This is a genomic window from Kitasatospora sp. NBC_01250, assembly GCF_036226465.1.
Lineage (GTDB): Bacteria > Actinomycetota > Actinomycetes > Streptomycetales > Streptomycetaceae > Kitasatospora.
Window position 1 is genome coordinate 4,344,654 of sequence record NZ_CP108476.1, and the last position, 25,009, is coordinate 4,369,662.

Consider the following 25,009-nt stretch of genomic DNA (forward strand, 5'->3'; position numbering starts at 1 on the left):
TGCCCGAGCGCAGGGCCCAGGGCAGCGTCCCAGCGCCGTCATCAATGCGTGATCTTGTTGAAGATCTTGGAGTAGGCGTACCCCACGCCCTTGTCGTAGCCGTCGACCTCCCAGAAGGACAGCTCCTGGACGCCCTTCGCCGCGGCGAAGCTCTCCAGAGTGGTCGCGTTGGCCTGGGTGAAGTTCTCGTTGTCGTCGTTGCGCCCGGCTATCGGGGTCAGGCCCAGACGTCCGAAGGCCTGGGCCGTGCTGCCGCCGTAGACCCCGGCAAGCTGCCCCGCGGTGGCGTTGGCGGCGGATTCGGCGTCCTTCAGTGCGTTCTGGCCGTCACCGAAGTCCATGGTCATGATGTTGACGAGGTTCACCTGGGCCCCCTTGCTCTTGGCGTCCTTGAGCAGGCTGAGGGCGTTCGACTCCAGGCCGGTCGGGTCGACCGGGACGGTGTAGTCGATCTGCACCGACGGGTCGCTCTTCTGCAGCGCGGCCAGCGCCTGGTCCCGGCGGGAGTTGGCCGCGCTGTCGTCCAGCACGCTGCCCTCGATGTCGAAGTCGAGCCTGGTGACTCCGTAGGTCTTGACGACATTGGCGTAGGCGGCGGTCAGCGCGGAGACCGAGGTGCAGGTCTGGGCCAGTTCGCCGCCGGCCTCACCGCCGAAGGAGATGATCACGTTGCCACCCGCCGACTTGACCGCGTTGACCTGCGCGGTGAACGCCCCGAGCGAGTCGTTGCCGTCCTCCCACATCGGTGTGCAACCGGACTTGGGCGTGAGGAAGGCCAGCGTGTAGTAGCGCCCGCCACTGGCCTTCCGGTCGGCGGTGAGGTCGGCCGCGTCCGAGCCGCTGATCTGCAGGTAGGGCGCCGCGTAGTGGGCCGGGAAGGCACTCGCCGCCGAGGGCGCATCCGCCGACGGGGCTGCCGCCGGCGCGGTGGCTGCCCGGGCGGGCGCGGTGGCCAGCGCGAGGCTGATCGGCAGCACCGAGGCGGCGAGGACGGCAGGCCAGAACTTTTTGTTCATGACAACCTTCATGGCAACCTTTCAGGAGGCATGCCCGTCCTGTGCACGGCGGGTTTCGAGGGGCGCACGTCGGACAGGAGGCGGGTCGCACGTGTGGGGGCGGCGACGGTTAGTAAAGTTCCCTAACCTTGGTCCTGCGATGGTGGCGTTGCCCTCGGAACATGTCAAGGGAGCACGCGACTCCCGCGCCACACCAGCATGCGGCGGTGCACGGGAGAAGCGCGCGAAAGCAGCTCTCGGTCCAGTGACTCTGACGGCTCCTCAGCCGATGCGCCGGTCGAGGTCGGCCGGCGTCACATACCCCGGCCAGCGACCGTCGCTGAAGAGGTGGACCCCCGCGTCCTGGTAGCACTGATCGACCAGCTGCGAGCAGATCATGTGCCGGGTGCTGGCCACGTACCCCTTGAGCAGCGGACTGCCGGGCAGATGGAACCGGTGGGCGGCCAGCGCCGCATAGTCGAGGAAGCTGTACGGCACCCGGAGGTAGCGGTGCGCCGCGGCTATGACCGCCTCTCGCTGTTCGTCCGTCAGCTCTATCCGGCCGCTGGACCAGCGGATCCGCGTCGCGCCGTACTCGGCGAGCGGGGCCCGGCGGGCCCCACCGGGTTCGGCCTCGACCAAGGTGTCGTCGTCGATCATTAGGAATGCGTGCTCGTAGTTGGCGAAGCCGTCACCGTTGAGCCATTGGCCCAGTCTGATCAGTCGTCCGATATCACCGGACATCTGGACGACTGCGAAGTCACCCGGTCTCGGCAGCGGGGCAGGGTAGGCAGGAGATTCCACCATGGTTCAACTCCCCGAGAGTTCCGCACCGCCCCGCGCACCCGTGGGCCGGGCGACCCCGGGGGCCTCGGGCCTCCGGCACCCGGCGGAGGCCGCCTGAGCTGGTACTTCCAGTGGAGTACCGGCGGTGACGAGCGTCAAGACTCGGCGCACAAGAATCAGCTGATGCCCCGTGGGCCGGCGACGCGCCCGCTCGGCCGTCGGACGTCACCGGGGGCATAATTCCCACCTGACGGCATCCGCAGCCCGCCGATCTGCCTCGACGATCACCAATCAGTCAAAGGTCTACACCAATTTCCCGGGCCCCCTTGTCAACCGACCTCTTCGCCTGGTGAGCTGTGCGCTGGGACACACGGGACAATCCCTTGGCAGGGACATCCCGCAGCACAGTGCTTTCCGCGGGGGCCCGCGAAAGAAAGCACGATGAACAGACTCGAATGAGGAGTGCGCGTTGAGCAACGAGAGCCTGGCCAACCTGCTCAAGGAGGAGCGGCGCTTCGCCCCGCCCGCCGATCTCGCCGCGACCGCCAACGTCACCGCGGCCGCGTACACGCAGGCCTCCGAGGACCGCCTGGGCTTCTGGGCCGAGCAGGCCCGCCGCCTCAGCTGGGCCACCGAACCCACCGAGACCCTGGACTGGTCGAACCCGCCGTTCGCCAAGTGGTTCGCCGACGGCAAGCTCAACGTGGCGTACAACTGCGTCGACCGCCACGTCGAAGCCGGCAACGGCGACCGCATCGCCATCCACTTCGAGGGCGAGCCCGGCGACAGCCGCTCCATCACCTACGCCCAGCTCAAGGACGAGGTCTCCCAGGCCGCCAACGCCCTGCTCGAACTCGGCGTCGCCAAGGGCGACCGCGTCGCGATCTACCTCCCCATGATCGCCGAAGCAGTCGTCGCGATGCTCGCCTGCGCCCGGATCGGTGCCGCGCACTCCGTCGTCTTCGGCGGCTTCTCCGCCGACGCCGTCGCCTCCCGCATCCAGGACGCCGACGCCAAGCTCGTCATCACCGCCGACGGCGGCTACCGCCGCGGCAAGCCCACCGCGCTCAAGCCCGCCATCGACGAGGCCCTGGCCAAGTGCCCCCAGGTCGAACACGTCCTGGTCGTGCGCCGCACCGGCCAGGAGACCTCCTTCACCGAGGGCCGCGACGTCTGGTGGCACGAGCTCACCCAGCGTCAGTCCACCGAGCACACTCCCGAGGCGCACGACGCCGAGCAGCCCCTCTTCATCCTCTACACCTCCGGCACCACCGGGAAGCCCAAGGGCATCCTGCACACCTCCGGCGGCTACCTCACCCAGGCCAGCTACACCCACCACGCCGTCTTCGACCTCAAGCCGGAGACCGACGTCTACTGGTGCACCGCCGACATCGGCTGGGTCACCGGGCACTCGTACATCGTCTACGGCCCCCTCTCCAACGGCGCCACCCAGGTGATCTACGAAGGCACCCCCGACACCCCGCACCAGGGCCGCTTCTGGGAGATCATCCAGAAGTACGGCGTCACCATCCTCTACACCGCCCCCACCGCGATCCGCACCTTCATGAAGTGGGGCGACGACATCCCCGCCCGCTTCGACCTCTCCTCGCTGCGGATCCTCGGGTCGGTCGGCGAACCGATCAACCCCGAGGCGTGGATCTGGTACCGCGAGCACATCGGCGCCGGCAAGACCCCGATCGTCGACACCTGGTGGCAGACCGAGACCGGCGCGATGATGATCAGCCCGCTGCCCGGCGTCACCGAGACCAAGCCCGGCTCCGCCCAGCGCGCGCTGCCCGGCATCGCGGCCACCGTCGTCGACGACGAAGCCCGCGAGGTGCCCAACGGCTCCGGCGGCTACCTCGTCCTCACCGAGCCGTGGCCCTCCATGCTGCGCACCATCTGGGGCGACGACCAGCGCTACATCGACACCTACTGGTCCCGCTTCGAGGGCCGCTACTTCGCCGGCGACGGCGCGAAGAAGGACGAGGACGGCGACATCTGGCTGCTCGGCCGGGTGGATGACGTCATGCTCGTCTCCGGCCACAACATCTCCACCACCGAGGTCGAATCCGCCCTCGTCGGCCACCCCGCCGTCGCCGAGTCCGCCGTCGTCGGCGCCACCGACGCCACCACCGGCCAGGCCATCGTCGCCTTCGTCATCCTGCGCGGCACCGCCACCGACAGCGACGAGCTCATCGCCGACCTGCGCAACCACGTCGGCAAGACCCTCGGCCCGATCGCCAAGCCCAAGCAGATCAAGGTCGTCAGCGAACTCCCCAAGACCCGCTCCGGCAAGATCATGCGCCGCCTGCTGCGCGACATCGCCGAGGGCCGCGAAGTCGGCGACACCACCACCCTCGCCGACTCCTCCGTGATGAACCTCATCCAGTCCCAGCTGCCGACCGGCTCCGACCACAGCTGACCCCGCAACACCCGGCAAGAACGCCCGAGGGCCTCCCCCTTCTGCGGAAGGGGGAGGCCCTCGGGCGTTCACCGGGAGTCCACGGCGGACCGGCCGGCTTCCGGCGGCGCTGCGTCAGCGGCGCTGCTGCTCCACGGACAGGCCGTGCAGCGTCTCGTAGGCGGTCTGCAGGAACCTGCGCCGACGCGGTGGAGGCGAACTGACCAGGGCGACCAGGCCGGTGCCGGCCTGCGGGTTGAAGCCGGCGAAGGCCACGAAGCCGCGCGTGACGCCCTCGTGGAAGACCAGCTCCTCGCCGCCGCGCCCCCGCCTGCCCCGGGCCGGACCCGGGTCGCCCGCACCGGTGGCCGGTTCGAGCAGGCGCTGCTTCCAGCCCAGGCAGACCCGGGTGCCGGCCAGCCGCCGGGCCGCCCGGGGCCGGCGCACCTCACCCAGCGCGCACCGCAGCGCGAAGTCCGCCCGCGGCCTCGGCGGCTCCGCAGGCCTCGGCGGCCCGACCGCCGGACCACCGACCGCCAGGCCGCCGACCGCCGGGCCGACCTCGTCCGGCCGTCCCACCGGGGCGGCAACCGGCCCGGCAAACGGCCCGATCTCCGTACTGACCAGCGGACCGATCAGCGGCACGCCGCCGCTCGCGGCGGCCTGCGGACCACTGTCGAGCATCAGCAGCGCGTGGATGTAGCGGAGCATGTCGTCCGCGCTGGAGCGCAGCCCCGCGGCACCGGGCAACGCCGGGATCCGGAAGGACGGGACCCGCCGCCCCCGGCGGTAGCCGCTGCCGACCTCGCCGCCCGGTGCGCAGGAGGTGTCCAGCAGGCCGAGCGGGCCGCAGATCCGGCTCGCCAGCAGATCCTCGTACCGGGCGCCGGCGGCGTTCTCCAGCAGCAGCCCGAGCAGACCGCAGCCGAGGCTGGAGTAGCGCACCTGGGTCCCGGGCGTCCCGCGTACCGGCGTGCGGGCCAGCGAGTGCAGCAGGTGGGCGACGCCGAAGGTCGCGCACGGACGGGTGAACCAGTGCGGTGTGGCACTCGGCAGCAGCCCGACGGGCAGCCGCGGCAGCCCCGAGGTGTGGGTGGCCAGGTGGAGCAGGGTGATCGGCCGCTCCATGGGATATCCGGGGGCGGACCCGGTCGGCAGGTACCGGTCTATCGGATCGTCGTACCGGACCTCGCCTCGTGCCACCATGTCGGCGAGCAGCAGCGCGGTGAAGGTCTTGGTGATCGAGCCGATCTCGAACCTGCTGTCGGCCCGCACCGGGCGCTTGGCGGCCGGGTCGGTGTAACCACGACAGGCCACGGTGCGCTGGTCGCCCTGGATCACCGCGACGGCGACCCCGCTGTGCGGCGGCAGGCCCTGGAAGAGCGGACGCAGCTGGCGTTCGAGCCGCAGGGCCTCGTCGCCGGCGAGTTCCGATCCGGCCGGTGTGCGGGCCCCGGCGAGGCGGATGCCCAGCGGCGCAGGGCCGCCGTAGCGGTTCGCGGTCGCCCGACGCACAGGAACGGCGAGCGGTCCGGCCAGCGCTGCGGCGTGCGGTCCGGCGTACGGGACGGCCGGCCGGCCGGTGGGGGGCGGCGGGACCGAGCGGACGGGCGGGGCGACGGGCCTCGGCGGCACCGAGGAGGCCCCCGAGGGTGGAACCGAGGAGGTACTTGAGGAGCTACTTGAGGAGCTACCCGAGGACGGCACGGGCGAGCGCCCGGTGTGCTCCCCCCGATGAGGTCCCGCAGATAACAGCGGCGGCGCGCTCTGCGTGCCCTCACCACCTCCCGCTGCTGGGTTAGGCACGGCGGCCCGGCCTGACGGGACCGCCGCGGTGGGCCCGGCCTGATCAGCCGGTTCCTGAACTGACATGGGGGTGCCTCCGAGTGGAGTCGAGATCGGCCACCCAGCGGGCGGCGCGTTGACTTGACGATAAGTTCGGCCACGTCCTGCCGCATTCGCTCGATGCCGCCGGAACGGCGGAAGTCGACGCCGGGGCCCGGCATCGCCGCCGGGGGTGACCGCCGAGATCACCATGGGCCAGACTGACCGGGTGACACCGGGGGCTCTCATCCGCGAACAGCTGACCGCGCGTTCCTGGCGGGAGCGGTGCTACTCGCTCCTCAGCCTGCCGCTGGCCGCCCTCGGGCTGGCCGCGGTGCTGGTCACCGCCATCGTCGGCATCCTCTCCGCCGGGCTCCTCTTCCTCCCCGTCCTGGCCCTGACCCTGCGTGCGGACCGCGCCCTGGGCGCCCTCCACCGCCTGCTGGCCCGCGCCCTGCTGCGCCTGGAGATCGCGGCACCGCCCCTGCCGCCCCGCGCTCCGGGGCTCTCCGGCCTGCTGGGGCAGCAGCTGGGCGATCCGGCCGCCTGGCGGGTCTGTCTCTACCTGCTGATCCGCCTCCCGCTCGGCGTCGCGCAGTTCACCCTGGGCTTCCTCTGGTGGGCCTACGGCCTCCTCTTCCTCTGCTACCCCGTGCTCTGGAAGGTGGAGCCGCTGCACCGGACCGACGCGGCGGGCGTCAGGCACAGCTACGGCGCGGAGTTCGCCGGCTGGTACGCCGACACCTGGCCGCGCGCGCTGCTGGTCATGGCGTTCGGCGCCCTGGTGCTGACCGCCTCCCCCTGGCCCGGCCGCCTGCCGCTGCTCGTCGACCGCTGGCTGATGCCGCGCCTGCTCGGGCCGAGCGCCGCCGCCCTGCGCCTGGCCCAGCTCACCGAGACCAGGGCGCACGCGATCATCGAGGCAGCCACCACGCTGCGCCGGATCGAGCGCGACCTGCACGACGGCGCCCAGGCCCGGCTGGTGGCTCTCGGCATGCGGCTCGGCCGGGCGGAGCGCCAACTCGCCCTGGGGAACACCGGGCAGACGCAGGCCCTGCTCCGGCAGTCGCGGCAGGAGGCCAAGGAGATCATCGCCGAGTTGCGCGAACTGGTCAGCGGGATCCATCCACCCGCGCTGGACGCCGGGCTCGGTCCGGCGCTGAGCACGCTCGCCGCCCGGTCGGCCATCCCCGCCCAGGTCCACCTGGACCTGCCCCGGCGGCCGTCGGCCGCCGTCGAGACGATGCTGTACTTCGCCGCGGCCGAGCTGCTGGCCAACGCGGGCAAGCACAGCGGGGCCACCTCGGTGACGGTGTCGGTCGGTTCGGCCGATGGCGGGCTGCGGCTGCGGGTGACCGACAACGGCAGGGGCGGTGTCCGGCTGGACGGGACGGGCAGCGGACTGCGCGGGCTGGCCGAGCGGGTCAGGACGGCCGACGGGGTGCTGACCAGCAGCAGCCCGGCCGGCGGGCCCACCGTGATCTCGATCCAGCTGCCGGGAACGCCGGCCGCGGAACCCGCACGCTCTGGGACGATCTGACTGATCAACATATCGGTTCGGGCGCAGAGAGCAGGCTGACGATGCGGGTGGTAGTGGCCGAGGACACCGCGATCCTTCGCGCCGGACTGGTCCAACTCCTGGAAGAGGAAGGGCACACGGTCGCGGCAGCGGTTCCGGACGCCGAGCAGCTGCGGGCCGCGGTGCTCGACCACCGGCCGGATCTGGTGATCTCCGACATCCGGATGCCGCCGACCCACACCGACGAGGGCCTGCGCGCCGTCGTCGAACTCCGGGCGGCCGACCCCACCCTGGCGGTGCTGATCTTCTCCCAGTACGTGGAGACGCAGTACGCCACCCGGCTGCTGGCCGGCGGATCGGCGGGCATCGGGTACCTGCTGAAGGAACGGGTGCTCGACGCACAGGACTTCGTCGATGCGCTGGAGCGGGTGGCCGCGGGCGGCACCGCCCTCGACCCCGAAGTGGTCAACCAGCTGATGGGAGCCGGTCCCCGTCGCCGCACCGTCGACGAACTCAGTCCGCGCGAGCGGGAGGTGCTCGCACTGATGGCGCAGGGGCGGTCGAACGCGGCGATCGCGGCGACACTGGTGGTGACCGAGCGAGCGGTGGAGAAGCACGTCGCCAACATCTTCCAGAAGCTCGAACTCCCGGTCTCGGCGGCCGACCACCGGCGGGTGCTCGCGGTGCTGCGGCACCTCGGAGCCTGACAGCGGATCACCGGATCTGGCCATAAAATGCGACAAAACGGATATCGGCTTGGCGCCCAGTAGACTGTGGATGGCGCATCAAGATCGCATCAAGATGCGCGAGAGCACTCCAAGGCGCGCCGGGAAGTCTGGTCGGCACCACACCACCGGTGTATCCGCATGCCCGTCCGCGCCCAGGAGGTCGTCCCCGTGGCCAGCCCGCCGCCGTCCCAGCGCCGCCAGTTCCTTGGCCTGCTCCCGCTGCCCGAGCGCCGCTACCTGACCGAGGCGCTGCGGACCGAGACCGTCGGCGGCGTCCTGCTCCTGATCGCCGCGATCGTGGCACTCGTCTGGGCCAACGTCTGGCCGCACGCGTACGAGAGCGTGCTGCACCACACCGTCGGCCCCTCGACCCCGCTGCATCTCGATCTCTCGCTGGAGAGCTGGGCCAAGGACGGCCTGCTCACCATCTTCTTCTTCGTCGCCGGGATCGAGCTCAAGCGCGAGTTCGTCGCGGGTGAGCTGCGCACCCCGAGTGCCGCGGCACTGCCGGTGGTGGCCGCGGTCTGCGGGGTGGCGCTGCCCGCGATCGTCTTCGCCCTGGCCAACAGCGGCGGTGGCGGCCACCCGGCCGGCTGGGCGATCCCGACCGCCACCGACATCGCCTTCGCCCTGGGCGTGCTCGCGGTGGTCAGCAGCCACCTGCCCTCCGCGCTACGGGCCTTCCTGCTGACCCTGGCCGTGGTGGACGACCTGATCGCGATCCTGATCATCGCGATCTTCTACAGCTCCGGCATCAAGTTCTGGGCGCTCGGCCTGGCCCTGGCCGGTCTGGTGCTCTTCTGGTTCCTGCACCGGCGCAACGTCCACGGCTGGTACCTGTTCGTCCCGCTCGCCTTCGTCATCTGGGCCCTGATGCACGAGAGCGGGGTGCACGCGACGGTGGCCGGCGTGGCGATGGGCCTGATCCTGCGCTGCCACCGGGAGGGCGACGAGCAGGAGTCCCCCGGCGAGCACATCGAGCACCTGGTCCGGCCGCTCTCGGCGGGCCTGGCCGTCCCGGTCTTCGCGCTCTTCGCCGCCGGTGTGACGATCTCGGGCGGCGCGATCCGGGACGTCTTCACCCAGGCGATGCCGCTGGGAATCGTGCTCGGACTGCTGGTCGGCAAGACGATCGGCATCTTCGGCGGCACCTGGCTGGCCGCCAGGTTCACCCGGGCCGAGCTGAATCCCCAGCTCAGCTGGGCCGACCTGTTCGCGGTCTCGACCCTGGCGGGCATCGGCTTCACCGTCTCACTGCTGATCAGCGAGCTGGCGTTCCCGCACGATCCGGCACTGGCCGACCGCGCGAAGGCCGCGGTGCTGCTCGGTTCGCTGCTCTGCGCGGTGGTGGCCACCGTCCTGCTCAAGCTGCGCAACCGGCACTACCGCCGGCTGTGCGAGGAGGAGGACCTGGACAGCGACGGCGACGGGATCCCGGACGTCTACCAGCGCGAGGACCCCACCTGGCCGGGTCACCGGTCGGCCGAGGGCCGAGCATGATGGGATGGCACCGTGCGCACGGCGGAGTCCGGCCGCCCGGGACTGCGGGCGGGTGACACACCGTCCGGCACGGATGGCCCGAAGTGGTGCCTGACCGGCCGGTAGGGGCATGATTCTGAGCTGTCCGGAGTCTCAGCAGAGGAGAAGACCAGATGTCCGCAGGAACCGCAGGTCCGTCCGGCAGCTCCCGGCCGCCCTACGAGGGCGAGCGCTCCGTCGGGCAGCTGTTCGCCGCGGCCACGGCCGACCTGTCGTCCCTGGTCCATGACGAGATCGCGCTCGCCAAGGCCGAGATCCGGGCGGACGTCAAGCGCGGTGTGGCGGGCAGCGTCTCGGTCATCGTGGCGGGCGTGGTCGCGCTGGCCTCGATCCCGATGTTCAGCTTCGCCGCGGCCTACCTGCTGCGGTACTGGGGGGTGCCGCTGGGCGGCGCGTTCGCGGTGGTCGGATTCGCGTACGTGCTGGTGGCGGCGATCCTCGGCCTGCTGGCCTGGCGGTCGTTCAAGAAGATCGAGCCGCCGCGGCGCACCATCGAGGGCGCGCAGGCGACCGCCGACGTGCTGAAGAACGCCCGCCCGCGCCCCGCCACCCCCGAGGAGCGGGCCGCTCTGGAGCGCTGAGTCCGGGCACGGCAGTTCCAGGGCTTGTCAGACAAGCCCTAGCCCATCCGAGTGCCGGGGCCGTGTTCCCGGCCGGGATGTGAAACGCTCTCGGTATGCCGCTCGACCAGACGCCCGTTCCGCCCGTCCCCACCGGACCGCACGCGGGTTCGACACCCGAGGAGCCCGAGGGGCCCACCGAGCCGGCGGGCTCCGAGCAGTCGGCGCCCTCCGGTGCCGCCGCGGCGGTGCTGCCTGAGACCGCGTCAGGCGCGGGCGGGCACCCGCTGATCGGCGCCTCGCCCGTGGGCGGGCGGGTGGCGGGCTGGAACGTCCGCATGGCCGGGCCGTGGACGCACCGGGATCTGGCCGCGAACGGTGCCCGGTTCCACATCACCGAGCAGGGCGAGGGCCCGCTGGTCCTGCTGGTGCACGGCTGGCCGCAGTACTGGTGGACCTGGCGGCACCAGATGGCCGCGCTCGCCGGGGCCGGCTTCCGGGCGGTCGCCCTGGACCTGCGTGGCATGGGCGGCAGCGACCGGACCCCGCGCGGCTACGACCCCACCAACCTCGCGCTCGACATCACCGGCGTGATCCGCTCGCTGGGCGAGCACAGCGCCCACCTGGTCGGCCACGACACCGGGGGCTCACTCTCCTGGGTCGCCGCCGTGATGCGGCCCTCGGTGATCCAGAGCCTGACCGTGATCTCCGCCGCCCACCCCCGGCACCTGCGCCGGGCGCTGCTCAAGGACCGTCACCAGATGGCGGCCTACGACCACGTGCTGGGGTTCCAGCGGCCCTGGATACCCGAACGCCGGCTGGTGGCCGACGACGCGGCGCAGATCGGCGAGTTCCTGGCCGCCTGGACCGGGCCGAACCAGCTGGACGCCGAGGCGGTCGAGAACTACCGCAAGGCCATCCAGATCCCCAGCACCGCGCACTGCTCGATCGAACCGTACCGGTGGCTGGTCCGTTCGATGGCCCGGCCGGACGGCATCCAGTTCGCCCGGCGCATGAAGAAGCCGGTGACCGCGCCGACCCTGCACATCCAGGGCGCGGCCGATCCGGTGCTGCTCGCCCGCACCGCGCTCGGCGCCGGCGAGTACGTCTCGGCGCCCTACCGCTGGCGGCTGCTGCCGGGAGTGGGCCACTTCCCGCACGAGGAGGTGCCGCAGGAGGTCAGTGCCGAGCTCCTCGGCTGGGTCAGCGCGCACAAGCGCTGACGATCTCCGATGTGACCAAATGTTCCTATGACACGGGCATAGGCCAGTTCGTCCAAAGGAAGGTGGTTACCTCCACGGACGTCCGGGCATCCATCCTGCATGACCTGGATGCCCGATCGCGCCGCCGCACCTCGCGGACGACGTGTCAACCGCAGCGCGCAGAACCCCTCGTACGCGAACGCCGCCCCGCACCAGAACGACTGGGCGCACGGGTCGGAGCACCCGGACACCGAGCCACACCCGCTGGGCATTCCACGCATCCTCGGCCGGCGCGCGCGCTGGGTCGGCGCCCGCCTGCGTCGCGAGGCCTGAGCCCGCGGACCGGACCCGGGTGTCGGCCCGGGCCCGGGCGGCGGTTCAGCCGAGGACGGTCGGCTCCAGTGCCGTGAACCAGAGCAGGGCGAAGGTCGCGACCGTCATGATCGGGACCAGGACCTTGGTCTCCATGTCGTTGCCGCTGCGCTTGATCAGCACGATCTCGTAGCGCTGCTTGTGCGGCCACAGCCACGGCGCGCCCATCTTGGTGAGGCTGTCGCCCAGCAGGTGGGCGAGCGTGCCGAGGGCGACCGCGTACGGCAGCCAGCCCGGCGCGCTCGGCATCCACTTGTCCATCGCGGCGGTGCCGAGCACCGACAGGCCGATGACGCTCAGCCAGGTCGTGTGCCCCTCGCCCGGCACGTGGATCCGCAGCGCCTTGACCGCCAGGGCCAGCAGGAAGAACGTGAGCCCCAGGGTGAACGGGCGGCCCAGGTAGGTGACCCCGGCCCAGGTCCCGGCACCCATCAGCGCCACGAAGAGCAGCGAGTGGGTGGCGTGCCGGTGCCCGCCCGAGATCCAGGCCACGAACCGGCAGAGCATCTTGGAGAACGGGCCGAGGAAGTTGGCGATCGTCCCGTCGTGGTGGTCCAGGTCGGGCAGCAGGGCCGCGCCCGCGCAGAGCACGGTGCCGAGCAGGATGTCGGCCGGCTTCAGATGGGTGTGCAGCAACAGCGGTGGCAGGAATGGCACGCAGGCCGCGTACACCATCGCACCGCTGACCGCGTGCGAGTGACCCATCATGGCCGAAACTCCTTCATGTCGCCGGCTCCCGCCGGACTGGCCCCGCACCAGCCAAGTTGAGCCGAACGGGTGAGCGCGGCCGACGCTATCAGGAGGAACTGACGCACCGACGGATCCCGACGCTGCGTCAGAGGAGGTTCGAGCGAGCGGGTCGCCTCAGAGCGCGCAGCCCTGGGTGTCCGCCTCGGTGTTGTCGGTGAGGCCGGCCGTGGCGTCCGGCTTCACCTCGGAGGCGGTCAGGACGTAGCCGGTGTCGGCGCTGTCCAGCGACTTGGCGAAGACCACCCCGTAGACCTCGCCGTCCGGGGTGAGCAGCGGTCCGCCGCTGTTGCCCTGCCGCACCAGCGCGCGGATCGAGTAGACGTCCCGGACCACCGAACCGCGGTGGTAGATGTCCGGGCCGTTCGCCTGGATCCGGCCCCGGACGCGGGCCGGCTGCACGTCGAACGGGCCGTTCTCGGGGAAGCCGGCCACGATCGCGCTGTCGTTGGTCTTCGCGTCGTTGGCGAAGGCGAGCGGCGGGGCGTTGAGCTTGGGCACCTCGAGGATCGCGATGTCGCGCTGCCAGTCGTAGCGGACCACGGTGGCGTCGTAGAGCTGGCCGGTGCCGCCGATCTGCACGGTCGGCTCGTCGACGCCGCCCACCACGTGCGCGTTGGTCATCACCCGGTGCGGGGCGAAGACGAAGCCGCTGCCCTCCAGGGTCTTGCCGCAGGAGGTGGCGGTGCCCACCACCTTGACCAGGCTCTGCCGGGCCCGCGCCAGTGCGGGGCTGCCGGCCAGCGCCGGGTCCGGCGGCTGCACATCGGTGATCGGCTCGTGCTCGAAGGGGTTGAAGACCTGCGGGAACCCGTTCTGCGACAGCACCTTGCTGAAGTCGGAGAACCAGTTCGGCGCGTCGTCGGGCAGGGCCTCCTGGACGCTGCCGAGCACCTTGGAACTGCGGACCTGCTTGGAGACGTTGGGCATCGAGGTGCCCGCCAGCGCCGAGCCGATCAACCAGGCCACCAGCAGCATCGACAGCACGTTCACCACCGAGCCGCCGAGTGCGTCGAGCACCTTGGCCGGCCCGCGCTCCCCGATCCGCCCGCGCAGCTTCCAGCCCAGGTGGGTGGTGGCCGCCTGGCCGACCGCCGCGAAGACGATCACCACCACCACGGCGACCACCGAGGCGGTGGTGCCGGGGCTCAGGTGGCTGAGCACCAAGGGAAGCAGCTGCACCGCGATCAGCCCGCCGCCGAGGAAGCCCAGGACCGAGAGGATGCCCACCACAAAGCCCTGCCGGTACCCGGACACGGCGAAGCCGACCGCGGCGGCGACCAGCAGCAGATCGAGCACGTTCATCTCGATACCCTCCCATGGATGCCGGACCGCACGGCAGCGGGCCCGGCCACCAGCCTCACGGCATGGTGATCAGACGCGAGCTGTCCCAGGGCAGCTCCAGTCCGCTGTGGTGCAGCACCCGATCGATCACCCCGGCCGTGAACCCCCACACCACGTGCCCGGCCACCGCGAAGGCCGGGCCGGTGAACCCCGAGGGGTGCCGGTAGCGGCCCCGGTTGGCCGGGTCGGCGAGGTCGGCGAGCGGAACCCGGAAGACCGCGCCCGTCTCCCCCGGGTCCACCGGAGCAACCGGGCTCTCCCGGTGCCACCAGCCGAGCACCGGGGTCACCACGAAGTCGCTGACCGGGATGTAGAGGGCGGGCAGCGTCGCGAAGACCTGCACCCCGCTCGGGTCCAACCCGGTCTCCTCCCACGCCTCGCGCAGCGCGGCGGCCACCGGGCCCGAGCCCTCGGGGTCGCCGTCCGCCTCGTCGAGTGCGCCACCGGGGAAGGAGACCTGGCCGGCGTGCGCGCGCAGCGCCTGGGAGCGCTGGGTCAGCAGCAGGTCGGGGCCCCGCTCGCCCTCACCGAAGAGCAGCAGCACCGCCGAGTGCCGGCCGCCCTCGGCGGGCGGCAGGAACCGGCTGAGCTGCTCGGGCCTGACCGTCTCGGCCGCCGTGCGGACCGGCAGCAGCCAGTCGGGCAGTCCGTCGCGGACGATCGCCGTCGGCGCGCTGCTCGTCACGCGGTCACCCCGCCGTCGCCGGCACCACCGCCGGCGCCACCGCCGGTGGCCGAGGTCACGGCCGCTGCGGGCGCGCTCGGCGCCGGCGCACCAGGGTAGCCGGCCGGCGGGCGCAACCTTTGACCCGGCTGCCCGCCCAGCTCGTACTTCAGCAGGCCGGCCGCCTTCTCGGGATCGGTCTCGCCCACCCCGTAGGAGGGGCAGAGCGCGGCGATCGGGCAGGCCCCGCAGGCCGGCTTGCGGGAGTGGCAGATCCGCCGCCCGTGGAAGACCACCCGGTGCGAGAGCATCGTCCACTCCGACTTCGGGAAGATCTCCGCGACGGCCGCCTCGACCGCCACCGGGTCCTCCTCGGTGGTCCAGCCGAACCGCCGGGCGAGCCGCCCGAAGTGGGTGTCCACGGTGATGCCCGGCACGCCGTAGGCGTTGCCCAGCACCACGTTGGCGGTCTTGCGGCCGACGCCCGGCAGGGTGACCATCTGCTCCAGCGTCCGCGGTACCTCGCCGCCGAACTCGTCGCGCAGCGCGATGGAGAGCCCGATCAGCGACTTGGCCTTGTTCCGGAAGAAGCCGGTCGGGCGGATGATCTCCTCGAGCTCCTCCGGCACCGCCGCCGCCATGGCCGCGGGGTCGGGGTACGTCGCGAAGAGCACCGGCGTGGTCTGGTTCACCCGCAGGTCGGTGGTCTGCGCCGACAGCACGGTGGCCACCAGCAGCTCGAAGGGCGACTCGAAGTCGAGCTCCGGGTGCGCGTAGGGGTACAGCTCGGCCAGGGCCCGGTTGATCTTCCGAGCGCGGCGCACCATCGCCAGGTGTGATTCGGGCTTCTTCGGCTTCCCCGCCGGCGCGGCCACAGCCTTGCGGACCTTGCTCTCTGCCATGCACGCAGGCTACGCCGGTTGGCCCAGCTCCCGCGGCCCTTTGCCCGGTGCCACGTCGTCCGGCTGTGACCGATCGGTAACCAATGCGTACGGATGGCCCTGTACCGGACTCGGCAACGCCCCCCTCCTCATATGATCGGAGCGACATACGTCATGCTTGGTGATGAAGACCACTGTTTCTCCATCGCCGACGTATGGAGGAGCACCAGCACGCGAGCCGTCCGTGGGCCCACCGCGGGCGGCTGACAAGGAGGAAGCACGTGGACGATGTTCTGCGGCGCGCAGCGCTCTTCGCGGCGCTCGACGACGAACAGGCCGGCGAGCTGCGCGCTTCCATGACCGAGGTGACCCTCGCCCGTGGCGAGTCGCTCTTCCACGAGGGCGACCCCGGCGACCGGCTCTACGTGGTCGCCGAGGGCAAGGTGAAGCTGCACCGGGCGTCGCCGGACGGCCGCGAGAACATGCTCGCGGTGCTCGGCCCCAGCGAGATGATCGGCGAGCTCTCGCTCTTCGACCCGGGCCCGCGCACCGCCACCGCGAGCGCGCTGACCGAGGTCAAGCTGCTGGGCCTGGGCCACGGTGACCTGCAGCCCTGGCTGCACGCGCGCCCCGAGGTCTCCATCGCGCTGCTGCGCGCGATCGCCCGCCGACTGCGGCGGACCAACGACGTGATGAGCGACCTGGTCTTCTCGGACGTGCCGGGCCGGGTGGCCAAGGCGCTGCTCGACCTCTCGCGCCGCTTCGGCGTGCAGTCCGAGGAGGGCATCCACGTCGCCCACGACCTGACCCAGGAGGAGCTCGCCCAGCTGGTCGGCGCCTCCCGGGAGACCGTGAACAAGGCACTGGCCGACTTCGCCGGGCGCGGCTGGCTCAAGCTGGAGGCCCGCGCGGTGGTCCTGATGGACGTCGAGCGCCTCTCCCGCCGCTCGCGCTGACCCTGCCCCTTTCACTGACACCGCCGCTCGCGCCGTCCGATCCGCCTGGATCGGGCGGCGCGCGTGCGTCGCGGGCAGCTCAGATCAGCCCGTGGTCCTCCAGGTAGCGCAGCTGGGCCCGGACGGAGAGTTCGGCGGCCGGCCAGAGCGCCCGGTCCACATCGGCGTAGACCCGGGCCACCACCTGCTCGGCCGTGCGGCAGCCGTTCTCCACCGCCGTCTCCACCTGGGCCAGCCGGGCCGCCCGGTGGGCCAGGTAGTACTCGACCGTGCCGAGCGCGTCGGCCAGCACCGGCCCGTGCCCCGGCAGCACCGTGCGCACGCCGTGCTCCACGGCCAGCGCCCGCAGCCGGCGCAGCGAGTCGAGGTAGTCGCCGAGCAGCCCGTCGGGATGGGCGACCATCGTGGTCCCACGGCCCAGCACGGTGTCCCCGGTGAGGATCGCCCCGTCCGCCGGGAGGTGGAAGGTGAGCGAGTCGGCCGTGTGGCCGGGGGTGGGCACCACCCGCAGCTCCAGCCCACCGACCTCCACCACCTGTCCGCCGTGCAACCCCTCCTCGCCCAGGCGCAGCGCCGGGTCCAGGGCCCGCACCGCCGTGCCGGTCAGCTCGGCGAACCGGGCGGCTCCCTCGGCGTGGTCGTGGTGACCGTGGGTGAGCAGGGTGAGCGCGATCCGCTTGCCGCGCCGCTCGGCCTCGGCGATCACCGCGCGCAGGTGGCCCTCGTCCAGCGGCCCGGGGTCGATCACCACGGCGAGCTCGGAGTCGGGCTCGGCGAGCAGCCAGGTGTTGGTGCCGTCCAGGGTCATCGGGGACGGGTTGGGGGCGAGCACGCAGAACGCGCGCTCGGTGGCGGCACCGCCGACGGTGGCGGCGGGGTCACCAGGGAGCAGACCGGTCACGGAGGAGTCCTCGCAGGAGTGGGGGGAGTCAGGTCCCGCTGGGCAGCCGCTCGCTCCCGGCGGCGGGCGCCGGTGCCGGTGTCAGCAGCACCCGCGGCGGCAGCCCCCGCGCCGGCAGGGCGCGGACCAGCGCGCGCTGGCGGAGATCGGCCGGTGGCCTGGGGCCCTCGCAGGCCAGCGGGCGGGTCAGCGGCCGCAGGGCCGTGGTGCTCGGGGCGGAGTGCCGGTCGGCGAGCAGGCGAGCCACGTCATTGTGGATCATCGGCTGGGGGTCCTTCCTCGGGGTAGTCGCCATCGATGGTCAGCTCTTCATACCCCGACCACCGAACGGTCATACGATCACCCATCACCTCGGCCTGGCCCAGCACCGGGGCCAGGGTCCGGCGGCCGGCCGCCGCCAGCGCCTGGGCCGCGGTGCCGTACGGCTGCAGCTCGCGCAGGACCGAGACGGTCGGCGGGAGCATCCCGTAGCGGCCCTCGGCGTGGCCCCGGACGGCTTCGGTGGGGCTCAGCCAGGCCACCCGGTCCGCCTCGCCGACCTCGCGCGCGGCGCGCTGACCGGACGGCAGCGCGGCCACGAAGAACCAGGTGTCGTAGCGCCGTTCCTCGAAGGCCGGGGTGATCCAGCGGGCCCAGCCGCCCAGCAGGTCGCTGCGCAGCACCAGCGCGTGCTCGCGGCAGAACTCGGCGAAGGAGATCTCGTGCGCCTCCAGTGCGGCCCGCTCGGCGCTCCAGTCGCGCTCGGGTGCCATGGTGTGCGCGTCGGGCCCGGCCAGCAGCACGCCGACCTCCTCGAAGGTCTCGCGGACCGCCGCGCAGACCACCGCCTGGGCGGTGGCCCGGTCGACCCCGAGCCGCGCGGCCCACTCCTGCGGGCCGGGTCCGGCCCAGGCCGGCGCCTGCTCGGCGTCGCGCGGGTCCACCCCGCCGCCCGGGTAGGCGTACATCCCGGCGGCGAAGGCCATCGAGGTGCGGCGGCGCAGCAGGTAGGCCTGCGGCCCCTCGGTGCCTTCGCCGTCGCGCAGCAGCACCACGGTGGCGGCCGGCTTGGGGACCACCGGGGTCAGCCGACCGGCCGCCAGCGCCCGGATCCGGGCGGGCCAGCCGGGCGGCATGGGGGGAGCGGCCGCGGGCGGGCCGGAGAGATTCGCTGCCATGCCCGGATGCTATGCATCCGGGCCCGGCGCTGAGAAGGCCCGCCCGCCGCGGCCCCGGGTGTCGGCCAGCAGGTCAGGCCCGGACCCGGACCTGGATCTCGACCTCGACCGGCGCGTCCAGCGGCAGCACCGCGACGCCCACCGCGCTGCGCGCGTGGACGCCGGCCGCGCCGAGCACCTGGCCGAGCAGCTCACTGGCGCCGTTGATCACGCCGGGCTGGCCGGTGAAGTCGGGGGCGGAGGCCACGAAGCCGACCACCTTGACCACCTGCTCGATCTTGTCCAGGTCGCCGATCACCGACTTCACGGCGGCCAGCGCGTTGAGCGCGCAGATCGCCGCCAGCTCCTTGGCCTGCTCGGCGGTCACCTCGGCACCGACCTTGCCAGTGTGCTCCAGCTTGCCCCGCACCATCGGCAGCTGGCCGGAGGTCAGCACGTGGTCGCCCGAGCGCACCGCCGGGACGTACGCGGCCACCGGGGCGGCCACCTCCGGGAGGGTCAGGCCGAGTTCGGCCAGCCGGCTCTCGACCGTGCCCATCAGTTCTTCTCCCGCTTGAGGTAGGCCACCAGCTGCTCGGGGTTCGGCCCGGGCACGACCTGGACCAGCTCCCAGCCGTCCTCGCCCCAGGTGTCCAGGATCTGCTTGGTCGCGTGCACGAGCAGCGGCACCGTTACGTATTCCCACTTGGTCATGGGGCTGACTCTAGACCGTCCGCGCACGGCGCCGTCCGATGTGAGGTGGGACACAATGCGGGCCGTGAGGGCGGTCGGCACCCGGATGGTCCCGGCATCGGGCGCGGGCGCTGGTTACGCTCGCGAGGAGGCCCAGTGGAGGGAGACGGAGCGTGCCGAGGAGCCAGGAGCCGAGCCAGGCCCAGCAGCCGGCCGACGCCGAGCAGCCCGCCGAGGTGACCGGCGGCCCCGACTGGGAGGGCGTGCGGCTGCACGTGGTCAGCGGGAAGGGCGGCACCGGCAAGACCACCGTGGCGGCCGCACTCGCGCTCGCGCTGGCCGCCGAGGGGCGGCGGACCCTGCTGATCGAGGTGGAGGGCCGTCAGGGCATCGCCGAGCTGTTCGGCAGCTCCGCGCTGCCCTACGAGGAGCGCAAGATCGCCGCCGTCTCCCCGGCCAGGCTGGGCCGGGCCGGGCACGGCACCGGCGAGGTGTTCGCGCTGGCCATCGATCCCGAGCAGGCGCTGCTCGAGTACCTCGACATGTTCTACAAGCTCGGCCGGGCCGGGAAGGCGCTGCAGAAGGTCGGCTTCGTCGACTTCGCCACCACCATCGCCCCGGGCGTGCGCGACGTGCTGCTGACCGGCAAGGCCTGCGAGGCGGCCCGGCGCAAGGGGCCGGACGGGCGCCCGGTGTACGACGCGGTGGTGATGGACGCCCCGCCCACCGGCCGGCTCACCCGGTTCCTGAACGTCAACTCCGAGGTCGCCGGGCTCGCCCGTTTCGGTCCGATACACAGTCAGGCCCAGGCGGTGATGGGCGTGTTGAAGTCGCCGCAGACCGCGGTGCACCTGGTCACCCTGCTGGAGGAGATGCCGGTGCAGGAGACCGTGGACGGCTTCACCGAGCTGCGCGAGGCCGGGCTGCCGGTGGGCGGGGTGCTGGTCAACATGGTGCGCCCGCCGGTGCTGGACGCGGCGGCCGTGGCCGCGGCGCACGGCGACCACCGCGAGGAGGTGGCCCTCGCGCTGGTGGAGGCCGGCCTCGGCGGCCGGTCGCGCAGTGCGCAGACCCGGCGGGCGGCGGTGGAGCCGCTGCTCGACCCCCTGCTCGCCCAGGCCCGCGAGCACGCCGAACGGGTGACACTGGAGCGCGAACAGCGGGCCGACCTGCGCGCGCTGGCGCTGCCGACGTACGAGCTTCCGCTGCTCAGCGGCGGCGTGGACCTGGGCGGGCTGTACCGGCTGGCCGGCGAGTTGAAGGGGCAGGGCGCGGCATGAGCTCCAGCACGACCGGCAGCGGCGGCGGCGAGGGTGCCGGCGGCACCCTCGACGTCGACCGGCTGATCGACAACCCGGGCACCCGGATCATCGTCTGCTGCGGCTCGGGCGGCGTGGGCAAGACCACCACCGCCGCCGCGATCGGCCTGCGCGCCGCCGAGCGCGGCCGGCGGACCGTGGTGCTGACCATCGACCCGGCGCGCCGGCTGGCCCAGTCGATGGGCCTGACCGAGCTGGACAACACCCCGCGCCCGGTGAAGGGCGTGGCCACCGCGACCGGCCCCGGCGAACTGCACGCCATGATGCTGGACATGAAGCGGACCTTCGACGAGGTCGTGCTCGCCCATGCCGACCCCGAGCGGGCGCGGGCGATCCTGGAGAACCCCTTCTACCAGTCGCTCTCGGCTGGCTTCGCGGGCACCCAGGAGTACATGGCGATGGAGAAGCTCGGTCAGCTCCAGGCCACCGGGGAGTGGGACCTGATCGTGGTGGACACGCCGCCCTCACGCTCGGCGCTGGACTTCCTGGACGCGCCGGGCCGGCTCGGCTCCTTCCTGGACGGCAAGATCATCCGGGTGCTGATGACCCCCGCGAAGGTCGGCGGGCGCAGCGCGATGAAGTTCCTCAACGTCGGGATGGGCCTGCTCACCGGCACCCTGGGCAAGATCTTCGGCGCCCAGCTGCTGACCGACCTGCAGACCTTCGTGGCCGCCATGGACTCGATGTTCGGCGGCTTCCGGGAACGGGCGGAGAGCACCTACCAGCTGCTCAAGGCGCAGGGCACGGCCTTCCTGGTGGTCGCCGCGCCGGAGCGGGACGCGCTGCGCGAGGCCGCGTACTTCGTGGACCGGCTGGCGGCCGACCAGATGCCGCTGGCCGGCCTGGTGCTCAACCGGGTGCACGCCACCGGCGCCCCGCAGCTCACCGCGGAGCGCGCACAGGCGGCGGCGCAGGCCCTGGAGGAGAACGGCGGGGAGCACGAGCCGGGGCAGGCCGACGCGGAGGCGCTGGCCGCCGGGCTGCTGCGGCTGCACGCGGAGCGGGTCGAGGTGATGGGCCGTGAGCGGCGGACCAGGGACCGGTTCGTCTCGGTCTATCCCGATGTGCCCATGGTGGAGGTGCCGGCACTGGCGGGGGATGTGCACGACCTCCATGGTCTGCGCCTGATCGGGCGTCAACTCGCGGGCGATCCGACGGGGTCGGACCGGTCGTAGTCGAAGGACCGGTGCGACAGGGCGACCCCGTGATGTCGGGGCCGCCCGGTCAGCCGGCCTGCGCGTAGTCCGAGAGGATCACGCCGGTGGCGAGCGACTCCTCGTACTCCGTGCGCGCGGTCTCCAGCAGGCGGCGCCAGGAGATCACCGTCGGGCGGCGGCGCAGCAGCGCCCTGCGCTCCCGCTCGGTCATCCCGCCCCAGACGCCGAACTCCACCCGGTTGTCCAACGCGTCCGCCAGGCACTCGGTGCGCACCGGACACCCGCTGCACACCGCCTTCGCCCGGTTCTGCGCCGCCCCCTGAACGAACAGTTCATCCGGATCACTCGTGCGGCAGGCAGCCTGCGCACTCCAGTCGTCTACCCAGCCCATCCCGGCGCCGTCCTCTCCCGAATCGAGGCTCCCCCACGGCGGCAACGGCATACTCACCGCAGCCAGTTGAGGACGTTACGGAAGATTGGCGGAGCGCAACAGCCCCTTGGGGTCCAATCTCGAATGACCCGATTGGACTATGGGTGCCGGTCAGATCACTCGTTGGAGTGATCGCAGGTCGTAAGGCTTGCACCCGTCCCGATCGTCCACTTTGACGCCACTTTCGTCACAGAGCGCCACAGCGCCCCGCGGGACACGCCCTCACACGGAGGCCGGAGGGCCGCACCAGTCGCCTCATAACCCGTCAAATGGGACAACTCTAAACACTCACAGGAGTGTCCGGGTTTCACAGAGCGAAGCTGTCGCAAGCTTGTGACAAGCGTAGGCGAACACCTGCCCTCTTGCCCTGGATTTGGCAACGTAGAGTCCTCCCTATGGCACCAAAGCGCTCATCAGCTACCCAGCGCCCCCGCCGACGGCGCACCTCCCCCCTGGAGTTGGCCGGACACGGCGTCAAGTTCCTGGGCGTCAGCGTCCTGGCCGGCGTCGTCCTGGCCGGACTCGCACTGCCCGCTGTGGGCGCTATCGGCCTGGGGGCCAAGAACGGCGTCCAGAACTTCAACAACATTCCGGACGACTTCAAGACCCCGACCCTGGACCAGGCGTCGTACATCTACGACGCCAAGGGCAACCAGATCGCCAAGGTCTACGCGCGCGACCGCACGATACTGACGCAGGATCAGATGTCGCCGCTCTCCCGCGAGGCTCAGGTCGACATCGAGGACGCGCGGTTCTACCAGCACGGTGCGGTCGACCCCAAGGGCATCGCGCGCGCGATCGGCAAGAACGCCTCCTCGGACGGCGCTTCCGAGGGTGCCTCGACGCTGACCCAGCAGTACGTGAAGAACGTCTTCATCGAGGAGGCCGGCGACGACCCGGTCGCCTTCAAGGCGGCGACCGAGAAGAGCCTGGGCCGCAAGATCAAGGAGCTGAAGTACGCCATCCAGTTGGAGAAGGACCTGACCAAGGACCAGATCCTCACCAACTACCTGAACATCACCTTCTTCAACCACCAGGCGTACGGCATCGAGGCGGCCGCCCAGCGGTACTTCGGCAAGTCGGACAAGGACCTCACCGTCGCCGAGGCCGCGACGCTGGCCGGCATGGTGCAGAACCCGACGGCCTACGACCCGCTGCTGCACCCCAAGGCCGCGCAGAACCGTCGTGACACGGTCATCGACAAGATGCTCGAGTACAAGCACATCACGCCGGAGCAGGCCAAGGAGGCCAAGGCCACCCAGCTCAGCTCGGACCTCCACTACCAGGACCCGCAGAACGGCTGCATCACGGCCGGGAACGGCGAGGGCTTCTTCTGCGACTACGTGAAGCGCGTGGTGGAGAGCAACCCGGCCTTCGGCTCCTCCGCGGCCGACCGCACCAAGCTGTGGACCCAGGGCGGCCTGAAGATCTACACCACCCTCGACCCGGACAAGCAGGCCGCGGCCAACAGCGCCGTGACCTCGCAGGTCTACGCGAGCGACCCGGTCGCGGCGGCGAGCACCATGATCAAACCGGGGACCGGTGAGATCCTCGCGATGGCCCAGAGCAGGCCCTACGGCCTTGACGCCACCAAGCACCAGACGGTGGTCAACCTCAACGTCGGCACGGCGATGGGCGGCGGCAACGGCTTCCAGCCGGGCTCGACCTTCAAGGCGATCGTCGCGGCCGCGGCCATCGACGGCGGCACCCAGCTGAGCCAGTCCTACCCGTCGCCGGCCAAGATGCCGTACCCGCAGATGAGCACCTGCGCCGGCACCTGGAAGAACACCAAGGGCGAGACGGTCAGCAACGACAGCCCGAGCGAGTCCGGGCCGTTCATGATGCCCGAGGCGATGGCGCGCTCGATCAACACCTACTTCGTCTCGCTGGAGGCGGACACCGGTCTGTGCGCGGTCAAGCAGATGGCCAACAAGCTGGGGATCAAGACCAAGGCCAGCGGCGCCGCGCTCCAGGAGGTCCCCTCCATGACCCTGGGCGTCGAGGAGATGAGCCCGCTCGACATGGCCGGCGTCTACGCCAGCTTCGCCTCGCGCGGCGTGCACTGCGACCCGATCGCGATCAAGTCGGTCACCGGCATCGACGGCAAGCAGCTGCCGGTCCCGCAGGCCAACTGCCAGCAGGCGATGCAGCAGTCCACCGCGGACAGCATCAACACGCTGCTCAAGGGCGTGACCGAGAAGTCCGGCACCGGTGCCGCGCTGAACCTCAGCGACAACCGCCCGATCGCCGGCAAGACCGGTACCGCCGACAACCGCATGGCCGCGTGGTTCGACGGCTACACCCCCGACCTGGTCGACGTGACCTGGCTCGGCGGCCCGGACAGCAGCATCCCGATGGACCGGAACATCACCATCGGCGGCAAGCACTTCTACGACACCGACGGTGTCTACGGCGCCAACGGCCCCGGCCCGATCTGGCAGCAGGCGATGAACCAGGCGGTCGCGGGCACCCCGATCAACCAGTTCACCCTGGTCCCGAACGCGCCCTCGCCCACGGCCTCGACGGACACCCCGCCGCCGAACCCGGCCCAGAACCCGGCGCAGAACCCGAACCCGGGCCAGAACCCGAACCCCGGTGACCCGAACAACCCGAACCCCGGCGGCAACCCGCCGGCCACCAACGCCGGCCTGATCACCACGGCGCCGCCGGCAGCCCCGTCGGCACCCTCGGTGCCGAACCCGCCCCCGGGCGGCGGCACCATCGGCGGCGGCTTCTCGCTGCCGCCGGGCATGATCGGCGGCACCGGCCCCGGCAAGCCGGGCAAGCCCGGGCACCACTGACACCGCGCGCACCGCGCACAACCGAAGGGCCCGGGGCTCCTGGAATCGTCC

24 protein-coding genes are annotated in these 25,009 nt (G+C 71.8%); 11 read left to right on the forward strand and 13 right to left on the reverse strand.

Annotated elements, in window-relative coordinates; genetic code table 11:
- Positions 1 to 41: 41 nt before the first annotated feature.
- Positions 42 to 1,016 carry a chitinase gene (locus OG500_RS17950; RefSeq protein WP_329581476.1) on the reverse strand — a complete coding sequence of 325 codons (975 nt, stop codon included), beginning with the start codon at positions 1,014 to 1,016 and terminating at the stop codon, positions 42 to 44.
- Positions 1,017 to 1,277: 261 nt separating this feature from the next.
- Positions 1,278 to 1,739: a hypothetical protein gene (locus OG500_RS17955; RefSeq protein WP_329581479.1), complete on the reverse strand. Its 462-nt coding sequence runs from the start codon at positions 1,737 to 1,739 to the stop codon at positions 1,278 to 1,280.
- 511 nt (positions 1,740 to 2,250) lie between these two features.
- Here OG500_RS17955 and acs point away from each other — a divergent pair.
- The gene (gene acs / locus OG500_RS17960; RefSeq protein ID WP_327067686.1) at positions 2,251 to 4,206 is read left to right on the forward strand and encodes an acetate--CoA ligase; all 1,956 of its coding nucleotides are present in this window, start codon (positions 2,251 to 2,253) and stop codon (positions 4,204 to 4,206) included.
- 114 nt (positions 4,207 to 4,320) lie between these two features.
- Here the strand turns inward: acs and OG500_RS17965 are convergent, their stop codons facing one another.
- Entirely contained in the window at positions 4,321 to 5,820 is a 1,500-nt protein-coding gene (locus tag OG500_RS17965; RefSeq protein WP_329581482.1) for a serine hydrolase domain-containing protein, read from the reverse strand.
- Between the two features lie 418 nt (positions 5,821 to 6,238).
- Here OG500_RS17965 and OG500_RS17970 point away from each other — a divergent pair, with 418 nt between their 5' ends.
- The 6 genes from OG500_RS17970 (at position 6,239) to OG500_RS17995 (ending at position 11,890) form a co-directional block, all read left to right on the forward strand.
- The gene (locus tag OG500_RS17970; RefSeq protein ID WP_329581485.1) at positions 6,239 to 7,549 is read left to right on the forward strand and encodes a sensor histidine kinase; all 1,311 of its coding nucleotides are present in this window, start codon (positions 6,239 to 6,241) and stop codon (positions 7,547 to 7,549) included.
- Positions 7,550 to 7,590: 41 nt separating this feature from the next.
- Positions 7,591 to 8,235 carry a response regulator transcription factor gene (locus OG500_RS17975; protein ID WP_329581488.1) on the forward strand — a complete coding sequence of 215 codons (645 nt, stop codon included), beginning with the start codon at positions 7,591 to 7,593 and terminating at the stop codon, positions 8,233 to 8,235.
- 159 nt (positions 8,236 to 8,394) lie between these two features.
- Positions 8,395 to 9,756: a Na+/H+ antiporter NhaA gene (gene nhaA, locus OG500_RS17980; RefSeq protein ID WP_327067690.1), complete on the forward strand. Its 1,362-nt coding sequence runs from the start codon at positions 8,395 to 8,397 to the stop codon at positions 9,754 to 9,756.
- A 152-nt stretch (positions 9,757 to 9,908) separates the two neighbouring features.
- Positions 9,909 to 10,376, forward strand: a complete 468-nt coding sequence (locus OG500_RS17985; protein WP_327067691.1) for a phage holin family protein — start codon at positions 9,909 to 9,911, stop codon at positions 10,374 to 10,376.
- Between the two features lie 317 nt (positions 10,377 to 10,693).
- Complete coding sequence (locus OG500_RS17990) at positions 10,694 to 11,578, forward strand: alpha/beta fold hydrolase (RefSeq protein ID WP_327071593.1); 885 nt, start codon at positions 10,694 to 10,696, stop codon at positions 11,576 to 11,578.
- Between the two features lie 99 nt (positions 11,579 to 11,677).
- The gene (locus tag OG500_RS17995) at positions 11,678 to 11,890 is read left to right on the forward strand and encodes a hypothetical protein (protein ID WP_327067692.1); all 213 of its coding nucleotides are present in this window, start codon (positions 11,678 to 11,680) and stop codon (positions 11,888 to 11,890) included.
- Positions 11,891 to 11,935: 45 nt separating this feature from the next.
- On the opposite strand, the gene OG500_RS18000 is transcribed toward OG500_RS17995, so the two are convergent.
- The 4 genes from OG500_RS18000 to nth all read right to left on the reverse strand — a co-directional run bounded on the left by OG500_RS18000 (position 11,936) and on the right by nth (position 15,586).
- Entirely contained in the window at positions 11,936 to 12,637 is a 702-nt protein-coding gene (locus tag OG500_RS18000) for a metal-dependent hydrolase (RefSeq protein WP_329581492.1), read from the reverse strand.
- Between the two features lie 156 nt (positions 12,638 to 12,793).
- Entirely contained in the window at positions 12,794 to 13,981 is a 1,188-nt protein-coding gene (locus OG500_RS18005; protein ID WP_327067694.1) for a MarP family serine protease, read from the reverse strand.
- Positions 13,982 to 14,036: 55 nt separating this feature from the next.
- Complete coding sequence (locus tag OG500_RS18010) at positions 14,037 to 14,705, reverse strand: NUDIX hydrolase (RefSeq protein WP_327067695.1); 669 nt, start codon at positions 14,703 to 14,705, stop codon at positions 14,037 to 14,039.
- The gene (nth, locus tag OG500_RS18015; RefSeq protein ID WP_327067696.1) at positions 14,702 to 15,586 is read right to left on the reverse strand and encodes an endonuclease III; all 885 of its coding nucleotides are present in this window, start codon (positions 15,584 to 15,586) and stop codon (positions 14,702 to 14,704) included. The genes OG500_RS18010 and nth overlap by 4 nt, the downstream gene beginning before the upstream one ends.
- Before the next feature lie 260 nt (positions 15,587 to 15,846).
- On the opposite strand from nth, the gene OG500_RS18020 reads away from it, so the two are divergent.
- On the forward strand, positions 15,847 to 16,521 hold the full coding sequence (locus OG500_RS18020; RefSeq protein WP_030240972.1) for a Crp/Fnr family transcriptional regulator: 675 nt from the start codon (positions 15,847 to 15,849) through the stop codon (positions 16,519 to 16,521).
- Between the two features lie 79 nt (positions 16,522 to 16,600).
- Here the strand turns inward: OG500_RS18020 and OG500_RS18025 are convergent, their stop codons facing one another.
- From OG500_RS18025 to OG500_RS18045, 5 genes are all read right to left on the reverse strand, one after another.
- Entirely contained in the window at positions 16,601 to 17,422 is an 822-nt protein-coding gene (locus OG500_RS18025; RefSeq protein WP_327067697.1) for an MBL fold metallo-hydrolase, read from the reverse strand.
- Positions 17,423 to 17,450: 28 nt separating this feature from the next.
- Complete coding sequence (locus OG500_RS18030; protein ID WP_329581501.1) at positions 17,451 to 17,684, reverse strand: hypothetical protein; 234 nt, start codon at positions 17,682 to 17,684, stop codon at positions 17,451 to 17,453.
- Positions 17,671 to 18,579, reverse strand: coding sequence for an NUDIX hydrolase (locus tag OG500_RS18035; RefSeq protein WP_327067699.1), 909 nt, complete (start codon positions 18,577 to 18,579; stop codon positions 17,671 to 17,673). Before OG500_RS18035 ends, OG500_RS18030 begins: the two co-directional genes overlap by 14 nt.
- A gap of 73 nt (positions 18,580 to 18,652) precedes the next feature.
- Positions 18,653 to 19,117, reverse strand: coding sequence for a RidA family protein (locus tag OG500_RS18040; protein ID WP_327067700.1), 465 nt, complete (start codon positions 19,115 to 19,117; stop codon positions 18,653 to 18,655).
- Complete coding sequence (locus OG500_RS18045; protein WP_184936686.1) at positions 19,117 to 19,272, reverse strand: DUF4177 domain-containing protein; 156 nt, start codon at positions 19,270 to 19,272, stop codon at positions 19,117 to 19,119. The genes OG500_RS18040 and OG500_RS18045 overlap by 1 nt, the downstream gene beginning before the upstream one ends.
- Positions 19,273 to 19,514: 242 nt before the next feature.
- Here OG500_RS18045 and OG500_RS18050 point away from each other — a divergent pair, with 242 nt between their 5' ends.
- Both OG500_RS18050 and OG500_RS18055 read left to right on the forward strand, forming a co-directional pair.
- A complete protein-coding gene (locus tag OG500_RS18050) occupies positions 19,515 to 20,531 on the forward strand; it encodes an ArsA-related P-loop ATPase (RefSeq protein WP_327071594.1) in 1,017 nt (338 codons plus the stop codon).
- Positions 20,528 to 21,745 (forward strand): ArsA family ATPase, encoded by a 1,218-nt coding sequence (locus OG500_RS18055; protein ID WP_329581507.1) that lies wholly within the window; start codon positions 20,528 to 20,530, stop codon positions 21,743 to 21,745. The genes OG500_RS18050 and OG500_RS18055 overlap by 4 nt, the downstream gene beginning before the upstream one ends.
- Positions 21,746 to 21,794: 49 nt before the next feature.
- On the opposite strand, the gene OG500_RS18060 is transcribed toward OG500_RS18055, so the two are convergent.
- Entirely contained in the window at positions 21,795 to 22,118 is a 324-nt protein-coding gene (locus tag OG500_RS18060; RefSeq protein WP_145905440.1) for a WhiB family transcriptional regulator, read from the reverse strand.
- 497 nt (positions 22,119 to 22,615) lie between these two features.
- Here OG500_RS18060 and OG500_RS18065 point away from each other — a divergent pair, with 497 nt between their 5' ends.
- Positions 22,616 to 24,958: a transglycosylase domain-containing protein gene (locus tag OG500_RS18065; RefSeq protein WP_329581510.1), complete on the forward strand. Its 2,343-nt coding sequence runs from the start codon at positions 22,616 to 22,618 to the stop codon at positions 24,956 to 24,958.
- The last annotated feature ends 51 nt before the right edge of the window (positions 24,959 to 25,009 follow it).

Coding starts and splice junctions, on each gene's coding strand:
- OG500_RS18055 (WP_329581507.1), top strand. CDS start 20,528: ATGAGCTCCAGCACGACCGGCAGCGGCGGCGGCGAGGGTGCCGGCGGC.
- OG500_RS17995 (WP_327067692.1), top strand. CDS start 11,678: ATGACCTGGATGCCCGATCGCGCCGCCGCACCTCGCGGACGACGTGTC.
- OG500_RS17955 (WP_329581479.1), bottom strand. CDS start 1,739: ATGTCCGGTGATATCGGACGACTGATCAGACTGGGCCAATGGCTCAAC.
- OG500_RS17975 (WP_329581488.1), top strand. CDS start 7,591: ATGCGGGTGGTAGTGGCCGAGGACACCGCGATCCTTCGCGCCGGACTG.
- OG500_RS18040 (WP_327067700.1), bottom strand. CDS start 19,117: ATGGGCACGGTCGAGAGCCGGCTGGCCGAACTCGGCCTGACCCTCCCG.
- OG500_RS18060 (WP_145905440.1), bottom strand. CDS start 22,118: ATGGGCTGGGTAGACGACTGGAGTGCGCAGGCTGCCTGCCGCACGAGT.
- OG500_RS17950 (WP_329581476.1), bottom strand. CDS start 1,016: ATGAACAAAAAGTTCTGGCCTGCCGTCCTCGCCGCCTCGGTGCTGCCG.
- OG500_RS17985 (WP_327067691.1), top strand. CDS start 9,909: ATGTCCGCAGGAACCGCAGGTCCGTCCGGCAGCTCCCGGCCGCCCTAC.
- OG500_RS18035 (WP_327067699.1), bottom strand. CDS start 18,579: ATGGCAGCGAATCTCTCCGGCCCGCCCGCGGCCGCTCCCCCCATGCCG.
- OG500_RS18000 (WP_329581492.1), bottom strand. CDS start 12,637: ATGATGGGTCACTCGCACGCGGTCAGCGGTGCGATGGTGTACGCGGCC.
- OG500_RS18005 (WP_327067694.1), bottom strand. CDS start 13,981: ATGAACGTGCTCGATCTGCTGCTGGTCGCCGCCGCGGTCGGCTTCGCC.
- nth (WP_327067696.1), bottom strand. CDS start 15,586: ATGGCAGAGAGCAAGGTCCGCAAGGCTGTGGCCGCGCCGGCGGGGAAG.
- OG500_RS18045 (WP_184936686.1), bottom strand. CDS start 19,272: ATGACCAAGTGGGAATACGTAACGGTGCCGCTGCTCGTGCACGCGACC.
- nhaA (WP_327067690.1), top strand. CDS start 8,395: ATGCCCGTCCGCGCCCAGGAGGTCGTCCCCGTGGCCAGCCCGCCGCCG.
- OG500_RS18030 (WP_329581501.1), bottom strand. CDS start 17,684: ATGATCCACAATGACGTGGCTCGCCTGCTCGCCGACCGGCACTCCGCC.
- OG500_RS17990 (WP_327071593.1), top strand. CDS start 10,694: ATGGCCGGGCCGTGGACGCACCGGGATCTGGCCGCGAACGGTGCCCGG.